The sequence below is a fragment of the Paraburkholderia sp. RAU2J genome (genome assembly GCF_003634845.1).
GTDB classification, from domain to species: domain Bacteria; phylum Pseudomonadota; class Gammaproteobacteria; order Burkholderiales; family Burkholderiaceae; genus Paraburkholderia; species Paraburkholderia fynbosensis.
This window is the reverse complement of sequence record NZ_RBXG01000001.1, coordinates 1,778,891-1,804,058: the sequence shown is the minus strand read 5'-3', so window position 1 is coordinate 1,804,058 and position 25,168 is coordinate 1,778,891. Positions and strand designations below refer to the sequence as shown.

Sequence of the window (25,168 nt, the reverse complement as noted above, 5' to 3'; positions counted from 1 at the left end):
GTGAAGCCAAGAGGCTTACTCGAGCGCGCACCGGGTGGCCTGCCACGCAATCAGGCGCCACTGCCCGTCTTCCTGCGTGTGAATCGCGGTGTAGGCGATCGGAAACAGCAACGCGCCGTTATTCGCCTCCATCTCGATCAGCGCGCGGCCGGTGACGACATACGTTTCCCGTCCGGCCGGCAGCACCTCCTGCGACTGCACTTCGATCTGCCGATAGCGGCGGCGTCCTCCGGTAATCCCGTCGATGAACTGCCGCTTCGTTTCGCGTTTGCCATTCGTGTGCACATAGCTCACGTTGTCCGCGAGCAGCGTGTCGAGCGACGGTCCGTCGCCTTCAACCATCGCACGAAAGCGCTCTCGCTCCAGCCCGCGAATCGCTTCGATCATCTTTGCCGCCATTGCTCAGCCCCCACACCGGTAAGCCAAACGCGGCCTCGGTCGTCAGAAGTTATATTGCAAATATAACTGGCTGAAATTTATACCAGGATTCGGCTCTTTGATACCGCCGTTGGAAATATGCTGGAAGCGGTAGCCCGCGACGTACTGCTGGCGGTGGCCGAACTGCACGCCGACGCCCGCCATTTCGGCGAACTGGAACGCGGTGCCGAGCGTGAAGTCCGAAGCAATCCGGGGGCTCGACAGCAGGCGGATGCCCGCGCCCACTTCGACGAAGGGGCGAACCCATCCCGATATCTTGATGAAGCGGATCACAGGCGTCACGCCGATTTCGCCGATGTCGCCGTGCACGTTCCCTTCGTTGGTATGCCACCAGGCCGCGTGCGCTTCGCCGATCAGCGCGAAATGCCAGTCACCGATCTGCCACCAGTACAGCCCTGGATCCCACGCCACGCCAAGTTCGAATTTCTTGACGTGATGATCGGCCGCGCCGGCCGCGACCTGAAGTCCGAACTGGCCGGCGGACGCCAGACGCGGAGCCACGAGTAACAGCCCAACCACGACGCTTTTTAGAGCCAGACCACGCAAAACATTGTTTTTGTTGTCCATCTAACATCCGAAGCGGCCGGGTTTAAAAAATGCATAACTGTTTTGCCTATTCTAGATAGAAAGTCGATTTCGTTGATCGTAAGAAAAATACTTATTTTGCGCAATTAGTCGCTTCTGATCCGGAAAATACCGGTCGTTTATGAGAGCGCGAGCGCACAAACGGGTAAATTCTACGTACTGCGCAAGATGCTCCGTTGGTGTACCCTATGGCTATTAAAACGCGAACTTCAATAGGACTTTGCGGAACTTGGATGCCCCTACTCCCTCTAAGTATTAGCACTCCCCGAATCGGAGTGCTAACATCCAACGCTGGAGTCGTTTACTGAATACGTTTTTGTCTGATTCCAAAGGAGTTTTCCACGTGAGCCATGCAATGACCCTTCCGAGTGTTTTGAGCCCGTCGTCGGCTAAGGCCGCTTCGGCAGGTGCACTGGCGCTCTCGCATTCCTCGCTGCTGCCCGGTCAACTGGGCAATATCGACGCCTACATCCAGGCCGTTAATCGGATTCCGATGCTGACGCCGGCGGAAGAACGCCAGTTCGCCACCGAATTTCGCGAGCAGGACAACCTGGAGTCCGCGCGCCGTCTCGTGCTGTCGCACCTGCGGCTGGTCGTATCGATCGCGCGCAACTATCTCGGTTACGGACTGCCGCACGCAGACCTGATCCAGGAAGGCAATATCGGCCTGATGAAGGCCGTCAAGCGTTTCGATCCGGAGCAGAACGTGCGCCTCGTGTCATACGCGATGCACTGGATCAAGGCTGAGATCCACGAATACATTCTGCGCAACTGGCGCATGGTGAAGGTCGCCACCACCAAGGCGCAGCGCAAGCTGTTCTTCAACCTGCGCAGCCACAAGCAGGGCTTGGGCGCGTTCACGCCGGACGAGATCGAAGGTCTCGCGCAGGAACTGAACGTGAAGCGCGAAGAAGTCGCCGAAATGGAAACGCGCTTGTCCGGCGGCGACATCGCGCTGGAAGGCCAGGTCGAGGACGGCGAAGAGTCGTATGCGCCGATCGCCTATCTGGCCGACTCGCATAGCGAACCGACTGCCGTGCTGGCTTCGCGTCAGCGCGACCGCCTGCAAAGCGACGGTATCGCCAGCGCGCTGGACGCGTTGGACGCCCGCAGCCGCCGCATCATCGAAGCACGCTGGCTGAAGGTGGAAGACGACGGTTCGGGCGGCTCGACGCTGCACGAGCTGGCAGACGAGTTCGGCGTGTCCGCCGAGCGTATCCGGCAGATCGAAGCGAGCGCAATGAAGAAGATGCGCGGCGCACTGACCGAATATGCATAAGGCCTGAGGCTGTCAGCACGCCGGTTCGCCCGACGTGCGCCACCCGGCCTCGAGCCTCGCCCTCGCAAGACGGCGGGGCTTTTTTTCGCCCACGCGGCGGCGCATTCGCGCACGCCCACACTGGCTGGATGAAATGGCCCGACGACGGCCTGCCGCCACAGCTTTCTTGACGTATCACAAACCAGATAGCAATACTGGATAAACACGGCGAGTTTAGCGACTCAATGCCGCACTGCCGAATCGATGCGCGCGAGGTTCCGCTCCTAAAATCGGGATGCACTCGCCAGACCGCTCAGGCGGCCTGGATCCAGCCGGATTCACCGGTGTGAAGTCGCTTTCGACCGACTATGACCATAGCCCTCAATCGCAATACCACTCTCCGGTCGCGCTGGCGCAAGCGGCTCGCCGGCTGGGTGCGCGGTCCAACGCTGGCGCGGGATATCGCCATCGTCCTCGCCGTCAAATTCTGTCTGCTGATGGCGCTCAAATACACCTTCTTCAATCATCCGCAGGCGGAGCATATGTCGCTGCCGCCTGAACAGGTCGCGCAGGCGCTGCTGTCCGCGCCTGCCTCGCATTCGTCTCAAGGTGATCAACATGCCCGTTAGCGAAGTCGTAGAACTGTCGCGCCTCCAGTTCGCCATCACGGCGCTCTATCACTTTCTGTTCGTGCCGCTCACGCTCGGCCTCGCATGGCTGCTCGTCATCATGGAGTCCGTCTATGTGATGACCGGCAAACAGATCTACAAAGACATGACACAGTTTTGGGGCAAGCTGTTCGGTATTAATTTTGCAATGGGCGTCACCACGGGCCTCACGCTCGAATTCCAGTTCGGCACCAACTGGGCGTACTACTCGCATTACGTCGGTGACATTTTCGGCGTGCCGCTCGCCGTCGAAGGCCTGATGGCCTTCTTCCTCGAATCGACCTTCGTCGGCCTGTTCTTCTTCGGCTGGAAACGGTTGTCGAAGGTACAGCATCTGATCGTCACGTTCCTCGTCGCGCTTGGCTCGAACCTGTCGGCGCTGTGGATTCTGGTGGCCAACGGCTGGATGAACAATCCGGTCGGCGCCGTCTTCAATTACCAGACCATGCGCATGGAACTCGACAACATCGGTTCCGTCCTGTTCAACCCGGTCGCGCAGGTGAAGTTCGTGCACACCGTGTCGGCCGGGTATGTGACCGCGGCGATGTTCGTGCTCGGCGTGTCGTCGTGGTATCTGCTTAAGCGCCGCGATACCGAGTTCGCGCTGCGCTCGTTCGCAATCGCAGCGGGTTTCGGTCTCGCGTCGACGTTGTGCGTGATCGTGCTCGGCGACGAATCGGGCTACCGCACCGGCGAAGTTCAGCAGGTGAAGCTGGCCGCGATCGAATCCGAATGGGAGACCGCACCCGCCCCGGCGCCGTTCACGATCTTCGGCATTCCGAATCAGGCGGAGCAGCGCACGGACTACGCGATCCGGGTTCCGTACGCGCTCGGCATCATCGCCACACGCTCGATCAGCGAGCCGGTGGTGGGTCTGAGAGACCTGATCGCACGCAACGAAGGGCGCATCAAGAACGGCATGCTGGCCTACGCCGCGCTGCAGAAGTTGAAGCAAGGCGACGCAACCGACGAAGCGCACGCCGCCTTCGAACTCCACAAACAGGATCTCGGCTACGGCTTGCTGCTCAAACCGTTCACGGCGAACGTGACCGACGCCACGCCGGATCAGATCGCCCAGGCGGCCAAAAGGACGATTCCACCGGTCGCGACGCTGTTCTTTTCGTTCCGCCTGATGGTCGGCCTCGGCCTGCTGTTCCTCGCGACCTTCATCCTGGCGTTCTGGTTCTGCGCGCAACGTACGCTGCTGCTGGAAAAGCGTCGCTGGTTCCTGCGCTGGGCCGTGTGGGCGATTCCGCTGCCCTGGATCGCGGCCGAGTTCGGCTGGATCGTCGCTGAAGTGGGCCGTCAGCCATGGAGCATCGCCGGCATTCTGCCGACCAGTCTCGCCGCGTCGAATCTGGCGCCACGCGATCTGTATCTGAGTATCGCCGGCTTCGTGCTGTTCTACACCGTGCTGTTCATCATCGAGATCATGCTGATGTTCAAGTACGCGCGGCTCGGCCCTTCGTCGTTGCATACGGGCCGCTATCACCACGAAGTGACAGAGCCGCTGGACGGGCCGCTGTCGGCCAACCCGGCTGCATGAGTCACCGCCACTCTGTTCCAAGGGAAAGTTCATCATGGATTACGCAACCCTCAAGCTGATCTGGTGGGTATTGATCGGCGTGCTGCTGATCGGCTTCGCGCTCACGGACGGCTTCGACATGGGCGCGACGATTCTGCTGCCGTTCATCGGCAAGACCGACGCCGAGCGGCGCATCGTCGTGAACACGGTCGGCGCGACGTGGGAAGGCAACCAGGTGTGGTTCGTCACGGCAGGCGCCGCCATGTTCGCCGCGTGGCCGCTGGCTTACGCGGCGTCGTTCTCCGGCTTCTACTTCGCGATGCTGCTGGTGTTGTTCGCGCTGTTCTTCCGGCCGGTCGGCTTCGACTACCGCAGCAAACGTGAAGACCCGCGCTGGCGCGCCGCGTGGGACTGGGGACTCTTCATCGGCGGTTTCGTGCCGGCGCTGGTGTTCGGCGTCGCGTTCGGCAACCTGTTGCAAGGCGCGCCGTTCTCGTTCGATACCGACCTGCGCGTCACCTATCACGGCGGTTTCTTCGGTCTGCTCAATCCGTTTGCGCTGCTGTGCGGCCTCGTGAGCGTCGCGATGCTGGCCGCGCATGGCGCCGCCTTCGTGAAGTTGAAGTCCGATGGCGTGATCGCCGCGCGCGCGTCGCTGGCGCTGCGCATCGCAGCGGCGAGCGGCGTGGTGCTGTTCGTGGTGGCCGGCGCACTGGTCGCCACGATGATCCCCGGCTATCAGATCGTCGACGCCCCGCCTCTCGACGCGGTCGCCAATCCGTTGATGAAGACCGTGATCAGCGCGCCCGGCCTGTGGCTCTCCAATTACGCGCTGTATCCGTGGACGGTGATCGCGCCCGTGGCCGCTCTGGTCGGCGGCTTGCTGGCGGCGCTGCTTGCGCGCTCGCGCTTCGAGAAGAGCGCGTTTCTGTCGACCGGGCTGATGATCATCGGCGTGATCCTGACGGCGGGCTTCTCGATGTTCCCGTTCATCATGCCCTCCTCGCTCGACGGCCGCAGCAGCCTGACCATGTGGGACTCGACTTCGAGCCGTCTGACGCTGCAGATCATGCTGTTCGCCGTGATCATCTTCCTGCCGATCATCCTGCTGTACACGAGTTGGGTGTATCGCGTGCTGCGCGGCAAGGTGACCGCCGCGGCGCTCAAAGAGCATCACCATACGATGTATTGAACGGCACTACGCTTAACAGGAGTTCGTGATGTGGTATTTCAGTTGGCTGCTCGGTATCGGTGTCGCGCTGGCGTTCGGCATCATCAACGTGATGTGGCTGGAATCGCGCAGGCCGTCGGAAGCGGCAAAAACCAAAGCGCACTGACGCAGTACGAACCGGCCTCGACCCGGTAAACGCAAAAGCGGCACCTTGCATCAAGGTGCCGCTTTTTTCGTTGCTGACTTATCACCGCCGCATGAGCGCTTACCGCCGACTCAGCGAATGCGCGCCGTGGCAGGGCACTTCGTTAGCAGCCCTGCACGCTTTACGCGGGCAACGGCGTTGCGCCGCCGCTTTCCGACATCCGCGTCGCCAGTCTCGCGGCATAGCGCTGCGCCGCTTCGCCGACGACGATGTGGAACGTGTCGCCAGAGACCCATGCGGTGTCGAGCGAGGCGAGACGCTGACGATCGACCGCCGACGGATCGCGCACGACGATACGCAGACGCGTCGACGCCACCGCATCCAGCGACACCACGTTGCCCGCGCCGCCGAACACGGCGAGCCAGCGCAGCGGGTCCGGGTCGAGCGGACCGCCAGTTGCACCTGTGGTTGCAGCAGCCGGCGCGGTCGCGGCACTCGCGGCGACCGCAGCCGGAGTAGCCGAAGTAGCGGCCGCCACCGGCGTCACCGCCTCACCCCCACCCTGCGCGATCACCGTACGCATTTCGTCTGCGATGATGTCCGCTTCCGGTCCGATGATCACCTGCACATTGTTCGAGCCGCGCTTGAGCACGCCACGCGCGCCAATCGTCTTCAGTTCGCTTTCAGAGACCTTGTTCGCATCGACCACCGACAGACGCAGACGCGTCGTGCACGCATCCACGACCGACAGATTCGCCGCGCCGCCGAGGGCCGCGATATAGCGCTGCGCGCGCGGCACGGCCGCACCGGCTGCCGGCGAAACGAAGCCGCCCGCCGCGAACGACTCGGCCTGCTCGTCGGCGGCAGCGGGTTCGCGGCCCGGCGTCGCCATGTTGAACTTGCGGATGAAGAAGCGGAACAGCCCGTAGTACGCGACCGAATACACGAGGCCGACCGGAATTGCCCACCAGCCCTTGGTCGACAGGCCGAAGTTCAGCACGTAGTCGATGAAACCCGCGGAGAACGTGAAGCCGAGGTGAATGCCGAGCGCCGAGCAGATCGCGAGCGACAGACCCGTCAGCAGCGCATGAATCACGTACAGCACCGGCGCGAGGAACATGAAGCTGAATTCGATCGGCTCGGTCACGCCCGTGAGGAACGAGGTCAATGCCATCGAGAACAGCAGGCCGCCGACCACTGCGCGGCGCTCCTTCGGCGCTTCATGGAACATCGCGAGACACGCGGCCGGCAGGCCGAACATCATCACCGGGAAGAAGCCGGTCATGAAGGTGCCCGCTGTCGGGTCGCCGGCGAAGAAGCGATGCAGGTCGCCCGTCACCGCAGCACCGCCCGGCGGCGTGAAGGTGCCGAACACGAACCACGTCAACGAATTGAGGATGTGGTGCAAGCCCGTGACGAGCAGCAGCCGGTTCAGCACGCCGAACACGAATGCGCCGAGCGCGCCCGCGGTGGTCAGCCAGTGGCCGGCCGTATCGATCACGGCCTGCACCGGCTGCCACACGTAGCCGAATGCTATGCCGAGCCCGAGGCAGACCACCCCCGTGGCAATCGGCACGAAGCGTTTCCCTCCGAAGAACGCGAGGTAGTCGGGCAGCTTGATGTCCTTGTACTTGTTGTATAGCAAGCCCGCGACGATACCCGCCACGATCCCCGACAACACGCCCATGTTGAGCTTGTCGTTGATGTCCTTCATCACCGCGATCTGCACCAGATAGCCGATCGCACCCGCGAGCCCCGCGACCCCGTTGTTGTCTTTCGCGAAGCCGACCGCCACGCCGATCGCGAACAGCAGCGGCAGGTTGTCGAAGATCGCGCCGCCGGCGTCGGCGATCATCTTGATGTTGAACACATCGGGCTGGCCGAGGCGCAGCAGCAGGCCGGCAACCGGCAGCACCGCGATAGGCAGCATCAGCGCGCGTCCCAGGCGCTGAATCTTCAGAAACGGATTCCCATCCATTGATATCTCCAATCCTTGTCTCGTGGTCGACCGTCGTCGTTGAGTTTTTGTAGCTATACGAAGTAACTGTGCGAAGCTGGTTGCGGACTGTGGGGTTCAGTCCAGAGGCCAGGTTTCGCGGCTTGCTGCTCTTACCGCCTGCGCCGATTCGAGCGCGAGAGCATCCTGAGCGCGTTGACGGCACAGCTGATAATCGAGGTGGCGCACCCGCGCTTTGATGCCCGGGACCGACACCGGGTCCACCGACAGCTCGGTCACGCCGAGGCCGACGAGCAGCGGCACCGCGAGCGGATCGCCCGCGAGCGCACCGCACACGCCAACCCATTTGCCATGCCTGCCCGCGCCTTGCACGGTGGCCGCGATCAGGCGCAGCACCGCCGGGTGCAAGCCGTCGGCTTGCGCGGCGAGATCGGCCTGACAACGGTCCATCGCGAGTGTGTATTGCGTGAGATCGTTGGTGCCGATCGACAGGAAGTCCGCGTGTTGCGCGAGTTGATCGGCCAGCAGCGCCGCCGACGGCACTTCGATCATCACGCCGACTTCGATCGGCTCCGTGCGGCCCGCGTCGCGAGCCAGTTCGTCGATACGCTTGCGGATACGGATCAGCTCGCCGACATCGGTGACCATCGGCAACAGGATGCGCACCGAGCCGAGCGGCTGCACTGCGAGCAGGCCGTGCAACTGATCGTCGAGCAGATCCGGGCGCACCTGGGCGAGGCGAATGCCGCGCAGGCCGAGCGCCGGATTCGGCTCGGGCGGCAGCGTGAGGTAGTCCACTTCCTTGTCCGCGCCGACATCCAGCGTGCGGATGATCGCGGTGCGGCCGCTCAATGCGTCGACGATTCCCTGGTAGCTCTGACGATGTTCGTCGGTGGTCGGCGCGGCCGCGCGATGGATGAACAGCAGTTCGGTGCGCAGCAGGCCCACCGCATCGGCGCCATTGTCGACGGCGGCTTTCGCGTCGTCGAGCGTGGCGATGTTCGCGGCCACTTCGATCGCGCGGCCGTCGGACGTCACCGCGGCTTGCTGCGACGTGCGGCGATTCGCTTCGCGCACGTCGGCAAGACGGCTGCGCTCGCGGCGAGCCCGTTCGACGTCGAGCTCGGTCGGTGCGAATTCGAGGCGGCCGCTGCTGGCGTTCACCACCACTTGCGTGCCAGGCGCAATCGCATGCAGCGCGTCGCCGAGCGCGACCAGCGCGGGAATGCCCGCCTGGCGCGCGAGAATCGCCGCGTGCGAGGTCGCGCCCCCACGCGCCATTACCAGCGCGGTGACGCGCGAGCGATCCAGCGACGACAGATCCGACGGCGTGAACTCTTCCGCAGCGAGCACGGCTTCTTCCGGCAACGTGCGCGCGGCGGCGTTCGTATAGCCAAGCGCGCGCACCACGCGCTTGTCGATGTCACGCAGATCGGCGGCACGTTCCGCGAGCAAGGCGTCTTCCACATTGCTCAGGATGCCGATCTGTGCACGGATCGCCTCGCGCCACGCAAAGCCGGCGCTCTTGCCGAGACTGATCAGATCGCGCGCGGCGTCGAGCAGCGTGGGATCTTCGAGCAGCACGCGATGCACCGCGAAAATGCCCGCTTCGCCGTGCGCGCCGCGTTGCGACGCGTCGCGTACGGTCGTGTCGAGATCGGCGTCGACGGTGGCGATCGCTTTGTCGAGCAAACGGCTTTCAGCGGCGGACGTGCCGCTTGCCTGCTCGGGCGGATCGATGTCCGCATCGTCCCAACGCACCAGTTTGCCGACCGCAATGCCCGGCGCCGCGCAGACACCGGCGAGCGTATTCGGCGCGAGCGCTTCGCCTGCCGCACGCGGAACCGCCTGCGGCGCAGGCGAACTTTGCCGCGCCGGTTTCTCTTCGACTTCGCCGTGCGCTTCGCGCGTCAGTTCATGCGCGATCGCGTCGACTGCGGCTTGCGCTTGCGGACCGACACCGAGCAATTCGACGCGCGCGCCCTCACCCGCGCCGAGCCCGAGCAGTCCAACCACGCTTTCGATCGCCGCTTTACGCCCTTCGTATCGCACTTCGACGCGCGCATCGAAACCGCGCGCCGCTTCGCGCGCACGCGCCGCGGGACGCGCATGCAGACCGCCCGCGTGAACCAGCGTGACCTGCCGGCGCGCTTCCTCCATCACCTTCGTCGCGCTGAGCTGGCGCGACGCGTCGGCTGCCGCGCCGTCACGGGCACGCAGTATCAGCAACGGCGTTTCCCCCGCCTTCAGCACACCGCCTTGCGCACGCTCGACGATCTCGAACGCATCCGAATTGGCGATCGCGATCACCGACACGAGGCTCGGCGCATTCAACGCGACCTGATCCTGATCGAACTCGATCAGCACGTCGCCGGCACGCACAGGCGCGCCCTGCTCGACCATTGGTGCAAAGCCTTTGCCGTTCAGCTCGACCGTGTCGATACCGATGTGCAGCAAGATCTCGGCGCCTTCGGTGGTGGCCAGCGTGACCGCATGACCGGTGCGCGCGAGATGGGTGATGGTCCCGTCGCACGGCGCGAGCAGCCGTCCCTCCAAAGGATCGATGCCGATGCCGTCACCGAACATGCCACCCGAAAACACCGGGTCGGGCACCTGCGCGAGCGGCACGACCGGACCGGTCAACGGCGCGAGCAAAACAATATGGCCTTCAGAATGGCTCTTCAAGCGGGACTCCTCGACACGTCGCATCTGATGTCTCGTCAGTGAGTTTCGGTGACTTTGTTGAGATGGCGCGGCGCATCGGGATTGCGCCCGCGCGCGGCGGCAAGGCCGGCGGCCATCACGTAAAAGGACAGGATGGCGGCGATCGGGTCGAGCGCCGCGTGAGCGGTGGCGGCCAGCGGCAAGGTGGCCTCGGGCACGTCGTCCGGTGCGGCGAGCAGCACGCGCGCGCCGCGCGCCCGCATGTCGTGCGCGAGTTGCAGCAGACCGGCCTGCTCGGGGCCGCGCGGTGCGAACACCAGCAGCGGATAATCGCGGTCGATCAGTTCCATCGGACCGTGACGCACTTCCGCGCTCGAAAACGCTTCGGCCTGAATGCCGGAGGTTTCCTTCAGTTTCAACGCGGCTTCCTGTGCAATCGCGAGACCCAGACCCCGGCCGATCACGATCATGCGCTCCATGCCGCGCAGTTCGTCCACGGCCTTCGACCAGTCGAGCTTGCCTGCGGTCTGCAAAGCGTCGGGCAGCGTGTTCAGCGCGCCGAGCAACTCGGCATCCTTCTGCCAGTGCGCGACCAGTTGCGCGGAAATCGACAGCATCGCGATATAGCTCTTCGTGGCCGCGACGCTCAGTTCAGGACCGGCGACGAGCGGCAGTTGCCATTCGCACGCATCGGCCAGCGGCGAGCCCGGCGCGTTCACGGCAGCCACGGTCAACGCGCCCGCGTTGCGCAACGCCTGCATCGTGCCGACCAGATCCGGGCTCTTGCCCGATTGCGAGAACGCCAGTGCGAGCTGTTCGCGCACCTGCAGCGGCGCCTGTTGCAGCGTCGCGACCGACATCGGCAGCGATGCGACCGGCACGCCGAGGCGGCTCATCGTCAGCGATGCGAAGTAACTCGCCGCATGGTCCGAGCTGCCGCGTGCGACGGTCAGCGCAACGTGGCGCGGCTGTAGCGCCAGCGTCGCAGCGAGCGCCGCGACCCGCGAGGTGTCCGTGAGTTGCGCGGCGACCGTGTCAGCGGACGCCAGCGCCTCTTTAAGCATATTCGACAATTGCTTCTCCTTCGACGTAAGTCGCGGTCAATGCCAGTTCACGATCGAACACGACCACGTCGGCCCAGGCGCCGCGCGCAATACGGCCGCGGTCCTCGATACCGAGATAGTCGGCGGCATAGCGCGACAAACGGTTTGATACGTCGGCGATCGGCAGGCCGATCGATACGAGATTGCGCAGCGCCTGGTCCATCGTCAGGGTGCTGCCGGCGAGCGTGCCGTCGGCGAGACGCACGCCGCCCAGGCACTTCGTCACGTGCTGGCTGCCGAGGCGGTATTCGCCGTCGGGCATGCCGGTGGCCGACGTGCTGTCCGTCACCACGTACAGACGCGGAATCGCGCGCAACGCGGCGCGGATCGCGCCTGGATGAACGTGCAGCAGATCGGGAATGATTTCCGCGAACTCGGCATGCGCGAGCGCCGCGCCCACCAGCCCAGGGTTGCGGTGATGCAGCGGCGACATCGCGTTGAACAGGTGCGTGAAGCCGCACGCGCCGTGCTTGAGCGCGGCGACGGCGTCGTCGTAGGTGCCGAGCGAATGGCCGAGCTGCACGCGCACGCCACGCGCCGCCATCGCGGAGATGATCTCCATGTGGCCGGCGATTTCGGGTGCCAGCGTGACCACGCGGATCGGCGCGATCGACAGATACTTCAGCACTTCGTCCATCACCGCCGAGACCGCCGCGTCCGGCTGCGCACCGAGCTTGCCCGGGTTGATGTACGGCCCTTCCAGATGCACGCCCAGCACGCGCGCGCCGCCCGGCGTGCGCACCTTCGCATTGTTGCCGAGCCCGGCCACCACGTTCATCAGTTCGTCGCGCGGCGCGGTCATCGTGGTGGCGAGCAGGCTCGTCGTGCCGTAGCGCGCATGCGTGCGGGCGATCACTTCGATCGCGTCGCCGGCCTCCATCACGTCGGAACCGCCGCCGCCGTGCACGTGCAGATCGATGAAGCCCGGCAGGATGTACGGCGCGTCGTTCGTCGACGGATCGACGCGCTCGCCGGTGAGCGCCGTGATGCGGCCGTTTTCGTATTCGAGCGTGCCGTGAATCCACCCATCGGTGGTGAGTATGTTTCCGGTCAGCATGAGTCTTCCTGGTGAGGCGTGATACGGGTGTGGCCGACTTGCACTCGCCGGCGCCGCGTCCGACGGCCGGCCACGCGGGCCGCCTCGCGGCGCAACCGGCTGAGGCAAGTCAGACGCGCAACTCAGGTGCGCAATTCGGCGACGAAGTCGTAGTAGTCGTCGCGGCAATAGGTATCGGTCAGTTCGATCGCGCGCTGGTCCGCGCTATAGCCGATACGGGTAATGACCAGCAGCGCCGTGCGCGGTTCGATGTCCATCAACGAAGCGATCTCGCTCGACGCGTTGACCGCCCGGAAGTGCTGCAACGCGCGCACGACCGCCGCGCCGCGCTGCTCCAGATAGCTGTAAAGCGATACGCCGATGGCCTGGGGGTCGGGCACGATCGACGCTGGCAGCGCGGAGTGCTCGACCGCCATCACGATGCCGTCCGCGCGCCGTAGCCGCCGCAGACTCGCGACCGCGGCGCCGGGCGACAGTCCGAGGTGCACCAGCTCGTCGCGGTTGGCGGCGCGGATATCGCGCTCGAGCCACACCGAATCCGGCCGGAAACCGCGCTGCTGCATCTTCTTCGTGAAACCGGTCAGCCGCGACAGCGGATCTTCGACGCGCGGCGTGATGAAGCTGCCCGCGCCGCGTGCGCGCCGGATCAGGCCTTGTTCGACCAGCAGCTCGATGGCCTTGCGCGCGGTGATGCGCGACACGCCGATCGCATCCGACAGCGTGCGCTCCGACGGCAGCGCCTCGCCCGCCGACCACACGCCGCAATGGATCGCCGTCGCCAGATTGCGCGCGAGCTGCAAATAGAGCGGCGTGACGTTGCGGGCGTCAGGCATCAGTGCGGACCAGCGAGTTTCCATGGGACTCCGGCGGCCGTCACGAACAGATAGGCCTACGAAAAATGAGAGCCCATTATATAACCAACATAATACCAGTCAACCAACTGGTTCCATGCTGGTACGAATGGCCGCAAAGCCTTGCCAGATAAGGCTCACACAGACCTTGGAGTGCTGTCGGGAGGACATTTGGACGATCAGGATTTACCCGTATTCGCCCCGCCGGGAAGGGGTTTTGGTGGTCTTAGTCGGTCGCCAATTTGATCGAATGGAAGGTCCTGATTGATACCTGTTTAATACCAGTTCAAGGCACCCTTGTCCGGCGCGGCTTTGCTCCAGACAGACGTTCAAATATAGTGCGGGATACCAAGCCATAAAAAATCCCCGGGGAGCCCGCACTTGACCGATTCCGAAGCGCGGCGGCGCGCTCAGGTCGTCCGCCATTTCAACCGCTTCTATATCCAGCACATTGGCGCATTGCACGAGCATCTGGCGAAGAGCGAGTTCTCGCTGACGGAGGTGCGCGTGCTGCACGAACTCTCCCGCGGCCGTGCGCAGACGGCCTCCGTGCTGGGCCGCGCGCTCGGTCTCGACAGCGGCTATCTCAGCCGTCTGCTGACCAGTTTCGAACGACGCGGCTTGATCACGCGCCGCCCGTCCGAGTCGGACGCCCGCCAGTCGCTGATCGCGCTCACCGAGGATGGCCATGCGGTCTACGCCCCGCTCGACGCCGCCGCCATCGATGAAGTGTCGGCGCTGCTCGGCCACCTTACCGTGCTCTCGCAGGAGCAGTTGATTACCGCGATGAAGCTCATCGAGCGGCTGCTGCGCGACAAACCGAAGCATGAACTCGTGACACTGCGGCAGCCGCGTGCTGGCGAGTGCGGCTGGCTCGTGTATCGGCAGGCGCAATGGTTCGCCGCGCAATACGGCTGGGATCGATCGTTCGAGGGGTTGCTGGCGCGCGTGGTCGCCGATTACGCGCAGCGCGACGACCCGTTGCGCGAGATGTGCTGGGTCGCCGAACAGGACGGTATGGTGGTCGGTTCGGTATGCGTCGTCGGGGTGTCGACGACGGTGGCCGGCGTGCGGCTGCTATGGGTCGAACCGGACGTGCAGCGCCTTGGCATCGGCACGCAACTGCTCAGCGAGTCGATGCGGTTCGCGCGGCGGGCGGGCTATACGACGCTCACGCTGACCACCGCCAGCTCGCTCGGCGAACCGCGGCGACTTTGCGGGCGCGCCGGGTTCAGGCTTGCCGGCACAACGGCTGAGCGCCGTTTCGGCAAGGAACTGATGATCGAAAGATGGGAGCTGGAGTTGTAGCAGCACGCGCGCGGCGGACATGGCCGCGCGCGCCTGGGTGCTCAGTGCCGCTCGCTTAGAACGACGGCACCATCGAACCCTTGAACTGGGTCTTGATGAACTGGCGCACATCTTCCGACTGATAAGCCGCGACCAGCTTCTTCACCCACGGCTTGTCCTTGTCCTGCGCGCGCACGGCGATCAGGTTTGCGTACGGGCTGTGGATGTCTTCCAGCGCGATCGCGTCTTTGGTCGGCTGCAGGCCGGCGGCCAGCGCGAAGTTCGTGTTGATCACGGCGGCGTCGACGTCCGACAGTGAGCGCGGCAGTTGCGCGGCGTCGAGTTCGACGAACTTGATCTTCTTCGGATTTTCCGCGATGTCGAGCGGCGTCGCGTTATTGCCGCCCGTGCCCGCGCCAGCTTTGAGCTTGATCAGACCTTGCGACTGCAGCAATAGCAGCGCGCGGTTTTCGTTCGACGGATCGTTCGGCACCGCGACCTTCGCGCCTTGCGACAGGTCCTTCAGCGACTTCAGCTTCTTCGAGTAGACGCCGAGTGGCGAGATGTAGGTGAGACCGGCGTTGACGAGCTTGTAGCCGCGCTGCTTGATCTGGCTGTCGAGGTACGGCTGGTGCTGGAAGCTGTTCGCGTCGAGGTCGCCTGCGTCGAGCGCGGCGTTCGGCTGCACGTAATCGTTGAATTCGACGACCTTCACGTTCAGGCCTTCGCGCTTCGCCACTTTGGTGACGACTTCCCAGATTTGCGCATCCGGGCCGCCGATGGTGCCGACCTTGATCACCTTGTCGTCGGCATGGGCGCCGACGCTGGTGAAGATCGCTGCGCCGGTGACGACGGCGGAGAGGGCTTTGAGGAGGTTTCTGCGCTGCATGTGATTCTCGCTGTTTCTAATCGACTATTTCGCACCGATGCTTCGCTCGGTGTCGGATTCGGGTGGAAGCCGGCGGCGGCGCTTACGGATGCGAGCGCGCCGCCAGCGAAACCCTAAATGGTCTCATATGCACGGCGAGATGGGAAATAGCGCGATTGCATATCGGTATGCATATGAACGGCGCGGGACCGCGTCCGCTGAAAACGCGGTACGCGGCCGGGGTAGTGACTAGAAGGTGGTCCAGTCGTCGTCGGAGGTGCTGGTGCGTGCGGGAGCGGGCCTTGCCGAGGCGGCGGACTGACGCGTGGCGGCGGGCCTGGCGTTCGCAGTCGATGCGGTCGATGCAGTTGGTGCGGTCCTCGCCGAACCGGTGGCCGAAGCTGTCGCGGCTATTTTCGGCTCGGCGCGTATGGGCGCCTCCTTGAACTGAGCCGCTGCGCTGCCGTCCCGCGTCGCCCCTGCAGGCGCTGCTGGCGCCGCTGGAGCCGCTTCACGCGGCCGCCCCGCACCCGCTCGTTCAGCTGCGCCTCCCGCGCCGCTCCCACCGCCGTTCACACGAAACGCGCTCACCGTATCGCGCAGACGCCCGGCCTGGTCCTGCAACGATGCCGCCGCAGCCGCAGCCTGTTCGACCAGCGCGGCATTCTGCTGCGTCACTTCGTCCATCTGCGTGACGGCGCGGCCAACCTGCGAGATGCCACTGCTCTGCTCCTCGGACGCCGCCGCGATTTCGCCCATGATGTCGGTCACGCGCTGCACCGCCTGCAGAATCTCGCCCATGGTCGCGCCGGCCTGCTGCACCAGCGTCGACCCGTTGTGCACGCGCTCCACCGATGCGCCGATCAACTGCTTGATCTCCTTGGCCGCCGTGGCCGAGCGCTGCGCGAGGCTGCGCACCTCGCCCGCGACGACCGCGAAGCCGCGCCCCTGTTCGCCGGCGCGCGCGGCTTCCACCGCCGCGTTCAACGCCAGGATATTGGTCTGGAACGCGATCCCTTCGATCACGCCGATGATGTCGGCAATCTGCCGCGAACTGTCGTTGATCTCGCCCATCGTGCCGATCACGCGGCTCACGACGTGGTTGCCCCGGGTCGCGATTTCCGACGCGTTGTGGGCGAGTCCGCTCGCCTGGCGCGCGTTGTCGGCGTTCTGCTTGACCGTCGCGGTGAGTTCTTCCATGCTCGCCGCAGTCTCCTGCAGCGACGCCGCCTGCTGTTCGGTGCGCTGCGACAGGTCGCCGTTGCCGGCGGCAATCTGCTGCGTCGCCGACGCGATCGATTCCGCCGAGCGCCGGATCTCGCCGATCGTGCGCTGCAAACGGTTCTGCATGTCGCGCATCGCGGCCATCATGCTCGTCGTGTCCTGCGCGCGAACCTCGACCGCGTGCGTCAGATCGCCCTGCGCGATACTCGCCGCGAGCCGCGCCGCCTGGTCCGGCTCGCCGCCGAGGCTCGCGCGCACGTTGCGGATGATCAGCACCATCGCCAGCGAAATGACCGCGCCGATCACCAGCACGACCACGAGGTGGCCGAGCAGCGTGTCGTAGTACACCGTGTCGATGTCCTTGATGAACACGCCGCTCGTGATGTTCCAGTCCCACGGCGCGAACCGCACCACGTAACTGATCTTCGGCACCGCCGTTTCGCTGTGCGGCAGGCGCCCGCGATACTGCGCGAAGCCGCGGCCGCTTGCCTTGGCCGCGTCGACGATCGCCACGTACAGCAGCTTGCCGTCCGGGTCCTTGAAGTCGCCGACGGGCTTGCCGGTCATTTGCGGCAGCGTCGGGTGCATCAGCACGACCGGCTTCGAGTCCATCACGAACAGATAGCCGGATTCGCCGTAGCGCATCGTGGCAAGCCGGGCGAGCGCCTCGCGCTGCGCGTCGGCCTCGCTCATTCTGCCGTTCTGCGACAGCGCATAGTAGCCGCTCACCACCCCCTGCGCCGCCTCGACGAGGTTCGCCATGCCCGCCTTGCGCTCGGCCAGCATCGTGCTGCGGGTTTCGACCGCGCTCCACAGGCCGACGCCAAGCAGCCCCAGCCATACGAGCGCGAGCGACAGCCATAGTTTGCGATTCAAACTCATCCTGCTCATTGTTGTGGTCCCTCTCGTGTGATTCGTCTTCGATCCGCGGCGTGAGCGTGTTGCCGCGCGCGGAGCGCAAACGATTGCCTGTGTTATATCGGCATGCGAGACGGCCAACTTGAGGGATTTGGCTGCACTGCAGGGCGGCGCGCGGATGAGGGGTCTCACACAGCAAAGCGCTCGCTGACTGATAATTCAAGGTCGTAGCCGCGAGCGCAAATGCACGCGGCTCGTTCAATTGCCTGCGAGAACGCTCATGTACGTCATCAATCTTATCTACACCGCATCGCTCGAACGCATCGACGACGCGCTCGACGCGCACCGCGCGTTTCTGGCGCAGCAGTTCGAAGCGGGGGTATTCGTCGCCGCCGGACCGAAAGTGCCGCGCGACGGCGGCATCATCCTGGCGGTGCGCATCGAGCGCGAGAGGCTGGACCAGATCCTCGCCAGCGACCCATTCGCCGAGCAGAAGCTCGCGCGTTACGAAGTGACGGAGTTCAAGACGACGCGTCTCGCACCGGGGTTGAATCTGCCGGTGCCGGTTTGAGAATCGGCGGGAATTGATTGCAGCGAGGGGATTTGAACATGGGCGCGTGATCCGATCACGCGCCCATGTTGATGCCGCCGCGACTCAGTCGAGCAGCAGTTTGATATCGTGCACCCACGGCGTGGAGCCCTGGCCGTCGCGCGCGAACAGACGCAGCTTGCCTTGCGTGTCGAACACATAGCTCGCGGCCGTGTGATCCATCGTGTAGCTGTCGGGCGTCTTGCCCGGCACCTTTGCGTAATAGATGCGGAAGTCTTTCGCGAGCTTGGCGAGCTGCGCCGCATCGGCGGGACGCAAGCCGACGAAAGTCGGATTGAACGCCGGTACGTATTGCCCCAGCAATTCCGGCGTATCGCGCTCGGGGTCGACGGTCACGAACAATACCTGCACGCGCTTCGCGTCCTCGGGGCCGAGTTGCTGCAACGCTTGCGAGAGTTCGGCCATCGTGGTTGGACAAACGTCCGGGCAATGCGTATAGCCGAAGAACAGCACCACCACCTTGCCCTTGTAATCCGCCATCGTGCGGATTTTGCCGGACGTGTCGGGCAGCGAGAAATCGCTCGCGAATTGGGTGTTGCCAGTGATGTCGAGATTGGTGAACGCCGGCGGCTGCTTGCCGCAGCCCGCCACCAGCATCGCGCCGCCCAGCGCGCAAGCGATCACGGCGGCACGCGCGACGCGCGCGAAGCGGTTTGTGAGCATGGTATTACGCGCCGATCAGGACACGTGCATAGTGGTCGATCAGCAGCGCGGCGAACAGCAGCGACAGATAGACGATCGAGTAACGGAAGGTGCGGCGCGCCAGATCGTCAGAGTATTCCCGATAGATCTTCCACGCATACGCGAGAAACACGGCGCCCAGGAACACGGCCGCGGCAAGGTACACCACGCCGCTCATGCCGGAGATGAACGGCATCAGCGTGACCGCGAACAGGATCACCGTGTAGAGCAGAATATGCAGACGCGTGTACTTCTCGCCGTGCGTGTTCGGCAGCATCGGCAGGCCGGCGTTCTCGTAGTCCTTGCGGCGATACAGCGCGAGCGCCCAGAAATGCGGCGGCGTCCACACGAAGATGATCAGCACCAGAATCCAGGCATCGCCCGGCACGTGACCGGTGACCGCGGCCCAGCCCAGCGCGGGCGGCATCGCACCCGACGCGCCGCCGATCACGATGTTCTGCGGCGTAGCCGGCTTGAGCAACAGCGTATAGATGACTGCATAGCCGACGAAGGTGGCCAGCGTGAGCCACATGGTCAGCGGATTGGCGAACGTGTAGAGCGTCCACATGCCGATGCCGCCGAGCACCGCCGAAAACAGCAGAATCTGCGCCGTGCTGATTTCACCGCGCGCGGACGGGCGCCACGAAGTGCGGCGCATCTTCGCGTCGATTTTCTGTTCGACGAGGCAATTGATCGCGAACGCGGCGCCGGCCAGCAGCCAGATGCCGACGGTGCCGCCGATCAGCACGGTCCACGGCACCATGCCGGGCGTAGACAGGAACATGCCGATGACGGCGCAGAACACGGCGAGTTGCGTGACGCGCGGCTTCGTCAGGGCGATGTACTGGGAGGCCCGGCTACCGGGCGTTTGGGAGAGTGTTGTGCTGTCCATGTGGAGTCACGCTGGCGCGGCATCGCGCGCTGGGAGCACGGCGCGGCCGGGACGGCTATAAGCGATCCGAAAGTTTAACATAACGAGCAAAAGCAGCAGGATCGCGGCCCCGCCGTTATGCGCGACCGCGATCGGCAAAGGCCATTGCAGGACGATGTTCGACAGCCCGGTGACGAACTGGATCAGCACCACCAGCAGCACGCCGTTCGCCGGCGCACGCAGCGATTCGAAGCGGCGCAGCTTCGCCGCGAACCACAACAGATACGCGATCACCACGAACGCAAACGTGCGATGCGTCCAGTGGATCGCCACCAGCGCGTCCTGGGTGATCACGTCGCCGTCGCCGGTCATGCCGAGCGCACGCCACAGATGAAAGCCGTGCGCGAAGTCCATCGGCGGAATCCATTGGCCGTTGCAGGTCGGGAAGTCGGCGCACGCGAGCACCGCGTAGTTCGTGCTGACCCAGCCACCCAACGCGATCTGCACGACCAGCAGCGCGAGGCCCGCCAGCGCCGCCGCGCGCCAGCGCGCGGCTTCGGGCTCGTAAGCCGGCAAGGGCGTGAGCCGCGCCGCCAGCCAGCCGAGCGTGCCGAGCAGCGCGAGGCCGAGCAGCAGGTGCGTCGTCACGATGACCGGTTGCAGCTTCATGGTCACGGTCCACGCGCCGAACGCGCCCTGCACGAGGATCAGCAACAGCAGCGAGGTCGGCCACCACGGCGACACATGCAGCGGGCGGCGTTTGATACGCGCGGTCCACGCAATGATCGTCTGCGCGATGATCAGCACGCCGATCGCCATCGCAAAGTAGCGGTGGATCATTTCGATCCAGGCCTTCGTCATGCTGACCGGCCCGGTGGGCATTGCCTGATGTGCGGCCGAAATCGCCGCGTGCGCGATGAACGGCGACGAGGTGCCGTAGCAGCCCGGCCAATCCGGGCAGCCGAGTCCGGAATCGGTGAGGCGAGTGAAGCCGCCGAACATCACGAGATCGAGCGTGAGGAAGGTGGTCAGCCAGACCAGCTTGCGGAATTTATTGTCGTCGGCCTTGACCCACACGTAGGACAGCGGCAACAACGCAATACACAAGCCGATCAGGCCCAGTTGCAATACGAACATCTTTTTTACTCTGTCGTCTTAGCCTGGTTGCGGCATCAGCCGATGCTCGACCATTTGAGCAGCTTGGTCACGTCGCCCTTGATCTTGCTGGGGTTCGGATCTTTCGGAAAACGCATCATCAGATTGCCGTTCGGATCGACCATGTAGATGTGGTCGGTAATCTGGGTGCCCGTGTCGGCGGGCAGCCATGCGGACACCTGCGCTGGATCGGCGACCAGCATGTCGGTGTCCGGGTAGGCGGTTTGTATCACGTCGGCGACCTTGCCCGCATCGGTGCGTAGCCACACTTCCACGAGGCGCTGGCGTTCCGGGCCCTGAGCTGCGCGGATTTGTCGCATGAAGTAGAGCTTGGTGACACACGCTTTGTCGCATGCGCTATTGTCGACGGATACCAGCAGCCAGCGGCCGCGCAGCGTCGCCAACTTGAGCGGCTTGCCGTCTTCGCCGGTGACCACGAGCGAGTCGGGAATCGGCCGCTGCGGGTCGACCAGCGTGCCATAGCTCGTGCTGCCGCCACTCGGCTTGATCACGTAGTACATGAAATACGACACGGCGATCGGCGCGGCGCAGATGATCGCCAGCAGCAGCAGCATCCAGCGGCCGCGCTGCCAGGAACCTTTGCCATTGGGTTGGCCGGGCATCGCTTTCGATGCGGCGGGTTTGCCGGCTCGCGGCGAACGGGGAGATTGCGTCGACACTACAGGACCTCTTTCAATGATTGCGCGGCCTGGCCGTTATTTACCGGACCGTTAAGCCGTATGTGCTGCGTCACGCGCGCAGCGTGTGCTCTGTTTCGCCACGCGCCCCGCGCGTTGCTCTTTCTCACGACGCGGCCCGAGCGCAGGCCACATTCCGATTACGCGCCCGGTGCATGCTCTTTCTTGCCGGCGCGGCGCGCGGCGTACAGCCCGAAGGCCAGGGCTGCGGCCGCCATGCCCCACCACTGGAACATGTAGCCGTAGTTGCGCTCGACACCACTTGTCGGCGCGGGCCAGTCGCGCACCAGTTTGTCGCCGTCGTCGCTCAGTTGCTGAATCACGAACGACTGCAACGGCAGCCCGGTTTCCGCGGCATACGCGGCGATATCCAGATTCTGGCGGATCAGTTGATGCGCGGCCGAACCGCCCTGCCCCAGCTCGAACGCGCGCGACGCGTCGGCCCGCGCGATCCCTTCGATCTCGATTTCGCCTTGCGGCGTCGTGTACGGCGCGATGGTCTCGCGACTGCGCATGTTGCGCGGCAGCCAGCCGCGGTTGACCAGCACATAACCGCCGCCGGCCAGTTTAAAAGGCATCACGACGTAAAAGCCCGGTTGATCGTTATACGGACGATTATCCAGGTACACGACCTTGTCCGCGACAAAACTGCCGCGCGCCTTCACGCGATGAAATTCGATGTCCTTCAGTTCGACCGGCGCGGCACTCACCGGCTGCGCGGGCGCGTTTTCGAACTGCGTGATGTGCGCTTCGAGCGCTTCCTTCTGATGCGCGCGCTCGCGCTGCCAGAAACCGAGCCGCACCGTCACGACGATCACCAGCAGAATCAGCAGCACGGGAATCAGCCGGAACTTCATCGAACACGCTCCGACACGGCTTGCGGCACCAGCTGGAACCGGCGGCAAACGCTCACGCACGGTGCGATAATAAACTTCTTGCCTCTGCGCTTCCTGGTTTCAACCAGTTCCATGCACATTCTCGTTCCCATTGCCTTCGCTCTGATCATCGCCAGCATGGTGTCGGCGCTGTACTTCATGATGCATGACAAGGGCAAAACCAAGCGGATGGTCTGGTCGCTCGCCACGCGGGTAGGCCTCTCGATTTCCCTGTTTCTGTTCATCCTGTTCGCGCACTGGATGGGCTGGATTCAATCGACCGGTATTCCTTACGGGCGTTGACCGGGTACGGCGGACGAACCCTCGCGCTGCCGACCGCAGCCACTCGCAGCCAAACAAAACGCCGCCCCGACAGGGTCGAGGGCGGCGCGACTTGCGTGCTTGCATGCTGCTCGTGCGCCCCGCCCCGAAGGGCCTCGCGCGAACGGCCTGCACGCGGTCCGGTTAGCCGGTCGGCGCAGGCCAAACTCCGTTACAGCCAGTACACGACGACGTACAACCCGAGCCACACGACGTCCACGAAGTGCCAGTACCATGCGGCGCCTTCGAACGCGAAGTGATGCTCCGCCGTGAAGTGGCCACGGATCAAGCGTGCCAGCACCACCGCCAGCATCGTGCCGCCGAGGAACACGTGGAAACCGTGGAAGCCCGTCAGCAGGAAGAACGTCGAACCATACACGCCCGACGACAGCGTCAGATTCAGTTCGTTGTACGCGTGGAAATACTCGAAACCTTGCAGGAACAGGAAGCTGACGCCGAGCACGAGCGTCGCCGCTAACCAGACGATCGCCTTCTTGCGATGATTTTCACGCAGCGCGTGGTGCGAAACCGTCAGCGTGGCGCCCGAGGACAACAGCAGCGCCGTGTTGATGGTCGGCACCGGCCACGGCTGCATCGACTTGTAGGTCGACACGAGCGCAGCCGGTCCGTTGTTCGGCCACACCGCCGAGAAATCCGGCCAGATCAGCTTGTAATCGAGACTGCCGAGTTGATGCATCGCAATTTCACGCGCATAGAACAGCGCACCGAAAAACGCGCCGAAGAACATCACTTCCGAGAAGATGAACCAGCTCATGCTCCAGCGATACGACTTGTCGACGTTCTTGCCGTACATGCCGCCTTCCGACTCGGCGATCGCGTCGCCAAACCAGTGCCACAGCGTAAAGAGCAGCCACAACAAACCGGCGAAGACGCCGATCGGCGCCCAGCTTTGTTCGTTGATCCAGGCCGCAAGCGATCCGAGCATGACCAGCAAGCCGGTGGCGGCGCTGATTGGATGCCGCGACGGATGCGGTACGAAATAGTACGGGCTCTCGTTTTGACCGCTCATTCTTGATTCTCCACTTCAGTCCAGTTGTTCCGGAATCACCGGCTGTATCTTCGGCGGCGCGTCGATACCGCACCGCTTCACTCTAATTCGTGGGCCCTGCTTCGCCTTGCCCTGCTCGCTGCGTGTGCGCCCGAACGTCTATCCCACCACGACGCGCACGACCAGGATCAGCACGCCAATCAGGATAGCCGTGGCGATCAGCGCCGCCGCGATCACATGCAGCGGGTTTAACTGCGTCGCATCCGCTTCCAGATCGCGGCGCTTGCGCACGCCGAAAAACGACCACAGCACGGCCCGCATCGACTGACCGAAACTACTCTTGCGCGGACTACCGCCGTTCTCGCTCATCTTGTCTCGTCTTCCTTCGCTCGCGGCTCGCGCCATCAGGCGGGATTGGCCGCAGTTGCCGCCGTATTGGCCGTGGGCCCCGCGCTCCCGGCCTTCGCCGCTGCCGGCGTGCTCAACTCGAAGAACGTGTACGACAACGTGATCGTCTTCACATCCTTCGGCAACTTCGGATCGACCGCGAACACCACCGGCATCCGTTTGGTCTGATTCGCTGTCAACGTCTGCTGCGTAAAGCAAAAGCACTCGATCTTCTTGAAGTACTCGGTAGCCTGCTTCGGCGCGTAGCTCGGAATCGCTTGCGCCTGAATCGTGCGCGCCTGTTCGTTGCTCACCTCGTACATCACCGTCGTCACTTCGCCCGGATGCACGTCGAGGCTGCGCTGCTCCGGCTTGAAACCCAACGGGCCGCGCGCGTTCGCGTCGAACTCGATCGAAATCGTGCGGCTCATGTCGACCTGCGTATTCTTCGCCTCGCGCGCCGTGGCATCGCGCTGCACGAGGTTGTTCACGCCGGTGATCTGGCAGATCGCGCGATACATCGGTATCAGCGCGAAGCCGAAGCCGAACATCATCAAGGCGACGATGAACAGCTTGATCAGCATCGAACGGTTGAAAGAGCGGTCGGCCTGAGCCGGCGGTTGCGTCGACATCTCAATCCTCAACAAACCTGCATACAGACTCGAACGGCCAAGGCTGCCTCAGGCGAACCAGCACTGCTTGATGATGACGCTCGCGAAAAAGATCGCTGCGATGGCGAACATCACAAGACCCATTCGCCTGTTGCCCGCGCGGATCTGCTCCGGTGTACGTCGTTCCTGTGGATTGCGCGTCATGCTCGACTTTCTGAATACTTTCCGTGACTGGCGGGTTGCGGCCGCCGCCCGGCGGGTGCCCGGTTCCACGCCACGCAGTAATGCGAC

The 25,168-nt window shown here is 64.1% G+C and carries 26 protein-coding genes; 8 read left to right on the top strand and 18 right to left on the bottom strand.

The annotated features are described in order from the left end of the window. Positions 1–15 precede the first annotated feature (15 nt). Positions 16–399 (bottom strand): nuclear transport factor 2 family protein, encoded by a 384-nt coding sequence (locus B0G69_RS08355; RefSeq protein ID WP_121316450.1) that lies wholly within the window; start codon positions 397–399, stop codon positions 16–18. A gap of 42 nt (positions 400–441) precedes the next feature. Further along, complete coding sequence (locus tag B0G69_RS08350) at positions 442–1,005, bottom strand: acyloxyacyl hydrolase (protein WP_121316449.1); 564 nt, start codon at positions 1,003–1,005, stop codon at positions 442–444. A 361-nt stretch (positions 1,006–1,366) separates the two neighbouring features. Between B0G69_RS08350 and rpoH the strand changes: the two genes are divergently transcribed. From rpoH to cydX, 5 genes are all read left to right on the top strand, one after another. Next, positions 1,367–2,302: an RNA polymerase sigma factor RpoH gene (gene rpoH / locus B0G69_RS08345; protein WP_121316448.1), complete on the top strand. Its 936-nt coding sequence runs from the start codon at positions 1,367–1,369 to the stop codon at positions 2,300–2,302. 347 nt (positions 2,303–2,649) lie between these two features. Next, the gene (cydP, locus tag B0G69_RS08340; protein WP_121316447.1) at positions 2,650–2,910 is read left to right on the top strand and encodes a cytochrome oxidase putative small subunit CydP; all 261 of its coding nucleotides are present in this window, start codon (positions 2,650–2,652) and stop codon (positions 2,908–2,910) included. Beyond that, positions 2,900–4,495, top strand: coding sequence for a cytochrome ubiquinol oxidase subunit I (locus B0G69_RS08335; protein WP_121319225.1), 1,596 nt, complete (start codon positions 2,900–2,902; stop codon positions 4,493–4,495). The genes cydP and B0G69_RS08335 overlap by 11 nt, the downstream gene beginning before the upstream one ends. Positions 4,496–4,529: 34 nt before the next feature. After that, on the top strand, positions 4,530–5,666 hold the full coding sequence (cydB, locus tag B0G69_RS08330) for a cytochrome d ubiquinol oxidase subunit II (protein ID WP_121316446.1): 1,137 nt from the start codon (positions 4,530–4,532) through the stop codon (positions 5,664–5,666). Positions 5,667–5,694: 28 nt separating this feature from the next. Then, positions 5,695–5,811, top strand: a complete 117-nt coding sequence (gene cydX, locus B0G69_RS08325) for a cytochrome bd-I oxidase subunit CydX (RefSeq protein ID WP_121316445.1) — start codon at positions 5,695–5,697, stop codon at positions 5,809–5,811. A 160-nt stretch (positions 5,812–5,971) separates the two neighbouring features. Here the strand turns inward: cydX and nagE are convergent, their stop codons facing one another. The 5 genes from nagE to B0G69_RS08300 all read right to left on the bottom strand — a co-directional run bounded on the left by nagE (position 5,972) and on the right by B0G69_RS08300 (position 13,428). Beyond that, positions 5,972–7,768, bottom strand: coding sequence for an N-acetylglucosamine-specific PTS transporter subunit IIBC (nagE, locus tag B0G69_RS08320; RefSeq protein WP_121316444.1), 1,797 nt, complete (start codon positions 7,766–7,768; stop codon positions 5,972–5,974). A 96-nt stretch (positions 7,769–7,864) separates the two neighbouring features. Then, positions 7,865–10,456: a phosphoenolpyruvate--protein phosphotransferase gene (gene ptsP / locus B0G69_RS08315; protein ID WP_121316443.1), complete on the bottom strand. Its 2,592-nt coding sequence runs from the start codon at positions 10,454–10,456 to the stop codon at positions 7,865–7,867. An 11-nt stretch (positions 10,457–10,467) separates the two neighbouring features. After that, positions 10,468–11,475: an SIS domain-containing protein gene (locus B0G69_RS08310; RefSeq protein WP_121316442.1), complete on the bottom strand. Its 1,008-nt coding sequence runs from the start codon at positions 11,473–11,475 to the stop codon at positions 10,468–10,470. Beyond that, positions 11,468–12,571: an N-acetylglucosamine-6-phosphate deacetylase gene (gene nagA / locus B0G69_RS08305; protein WP_042328753.1), complete on the bottom strand. Its 1,104-nt coding sequence runs from the start codon at positions 12,569–12,571 to the stop codon at positions 11,468–11,470. The genes B0G69_RS08310 and nagA overlap by 8 nt, the downstream gene beginning before the upstream one ends. 122 nt (positions 12,572–12,693) lie before the next feature. Then, the gene (locus tag B0G69_RS08300; protein ID WP_042328750.1) at positions 12,694–13,428 is read right to left on the bottom strand and encodes a GntR family transcriptional regulator; all 735 of its coding nucleotides are present in this window, start codon (positions 13,426–13,428) and stop codon (positions 12,694–12,696) included. Between the two features lie 375 nt (positions 13,429–13,803). Here B0G69_RS08300 and B0G69_RS08295 point away from each other — a divergent pair, with 375 nt between their 5' ends. Further along, positions 13,804–14,730: a bifunctional helix-turn-helix transcriptional regulator/GNAT family N-acetyltransferase gene (locus tag B0G69_RS08295; RefSeq protein WP_121316441.1), complete on the top strand. Its 927-nt coding sequence runs from the start codon at positions 13,804–13,806 to the stop codon at positions 14,728–14,730. Between the two features lie 55 nt (positions 14,731–14,785). Here B0G69_RS08295 and B0G69_RS08290 read toward each other — a convergent pair whose 3' ends face one another. Together B0G69_RS08290 and B0G69_RS08285 are read right to left on the bottom strand one after the other, a co-directional pair. Next, positions 14,786–15,598, bottom strand: coding sequence for a MetQ/NlpA family ABC transporter substrate-binding protein (locus tag B0G69_RS08290; protein WP_121316440.1), 813 nt, complete (start codon positions 15,596–15,598; stop codon positions 14,786–14,788). 228 nt (positions 15,599–15,826) lie between these two features. Continuing rightward, positions 15,827–17,692 (bottom strand): methyl-accepting chemotaxis protein, encoded by a 1,866-nt coding sequence (locus B0G69_RS08285; RefSeq protein ID WP_121316439.1) that lies wholly within the window; start codon positions 17,690–17,692, stop codon positions 15,827–15,829. 247 nt (positions 17,693–17,939) lie between these two features. On the opposite strand from B0G69_RS08285, the gene B0G69_RS08280 reads away from it, so the two are divergent. Then, positions 17,940–18,230, top strand: a complete 291-nt coding sequence (locus B0G69_RS08280; RefSeq protein WP_121316438.1) for a YciI family protein — start codon at positions 17,940–17,942, stop codon at positions 18,228–18,230. 84 nt (positions 18,231–18,314) lie between these two features. On the opposite strand, the gene B0G69_RS08275 is transcribed toward B0G69_RS08280, so the two are convergent. From B0G69_RS08275 to B0G69_RS08255, 5 genes are all read right to left on the bottom strand, one after another. Continuing rightward, complete coding sequence (locus B0G69_RS08275; protein WP_121316437.1) at positions 18,315–18,932, bottom strand: SCO family protein; 618 nt, start codon at positions 18,930–18,932, stop codon at positions 18,315–18,317. A gap of 4 nt (positions 18,933–18,936) precedes the next feature. Then, on the bottom strand, positions 18,937–19,842 hold the full coding sequence (gene cyoE, locus B0G69_RS08270; protein WP_121316436.1) for a heme o synthase: 906 nt from the start codon (positions 19,840–19,842) through the stop codon (positions 18,937–18,939). 6 nt (positions 19,843–19,848) lie between these two features. After that, positions 19,849–20,958: a COX15/CtaA family protein gene (locus tag B0G69_RS08265; RefSeq protein WP_121316435.1), complete on the bottom strand. Its 1,110-nt coding sequence runs from the start codon at positions 20,956–20,958 to the stop codon at positions 19,849–19,851. A gap of 35 nt (positions 20,959–20,993) precedes the next feature. Next, a complete protein-coding gene (locus B0G69_RS08260; RefSeq protein ID WP_241991355.1) occupies positions 20,994–21,599 on the bottom strand; it encodes a cytochrome C oxidase subunit I in 606 nt (201 codons plus the stop codon). 215 nt (positions 21,600–21,814) lie between these two features. Continuing rightward, positions 21,815–22,531: an SURF1 family protein gene (locus tag B0G69_RS08255; RefSeq protein ID WP_121316433.1), complete on the bottom strand. Its 717-nt coding sequence runs from the start codon at positions 22,529–22,531 to the stop codon at positions 21,815–21,817. Positions 22,532–22,642: 111 nt separating this feature from the next. On the opposite strand from B0G69_RS08255, the gene B0G69_RS08250 reads away from it, so the two are divergent. Next, positions 22,643–22,852 (top strand): twin transmembrane helix small protein, encoded by a 210-nt coding sequence (locus B0G69_RS08250; RefSeq protein WP_121316432.1) that lies wholly within the window; start codon positions 22,643–22,645, stop codon positions 22,850–22,852. A 190-nt stretch (positions 22,853–23,042) separates the two neighbouring features. Here B0G69_RS08250 and B0G69_RS08245 read toward each other — a convergent pair whose 3' ends face one another. The 4 genes from B0G69_RS08245 to B0G69_RS41725 form a co-directional block, all read right to left on the bottom strand. Continuing rightward, positions 23,043–23,900, bottom strand: a complete 858-nt coding sequence (locus B0G69_RS08245; protein ID WP_121316431.1) for a cytochrome c oxidase subunit 3 — start codon at positions 23,898–23,900, stop codon at positions 23,043–23,045. 138 nt (positions 23,901–24,038) lie between these two features. After that, the gene (locus B0G69_RS08240; protein WP_042328736.1) at positions 24,039–24,248 is read right to left on the bottom strand and encodes a DUF2970 domain-containing protein; all 210 of its coding nucleotides are present in this window, start codon (positions 24,246–24,248) and stop codon (positions 24,039–24,041) included. Between the two features lie 35 nt (positions 24,249–24,283). Next, positions 24,284–24,898, bottom strand: coding sequence for a cytochrome c oxidase assembly protein (locus B0G69_RS08235; protein ID WP_121316430.1), 615 nt, complete (start codon positions 24,896–24,898; stop codon positions 24,284–24,286). A gap of 48 nt (positions 24,899–24,946) precedes the next feature. Beyond that, positions 24,947–25,081 carry a cytochrome oxidase small assembly protein gene (locus B0G69_RS41725; RefSeq protein WP_241991354.1) on the bottom strand — a complete coding sequence of 45 codons (135 nt, stop codon included), beginning with the start codon at positions 25,079–25,081 and terminating at the stop codon, positions 24,947–24,949. Positions 25,082–25,168: the final 87 nt, after the last annotated feature.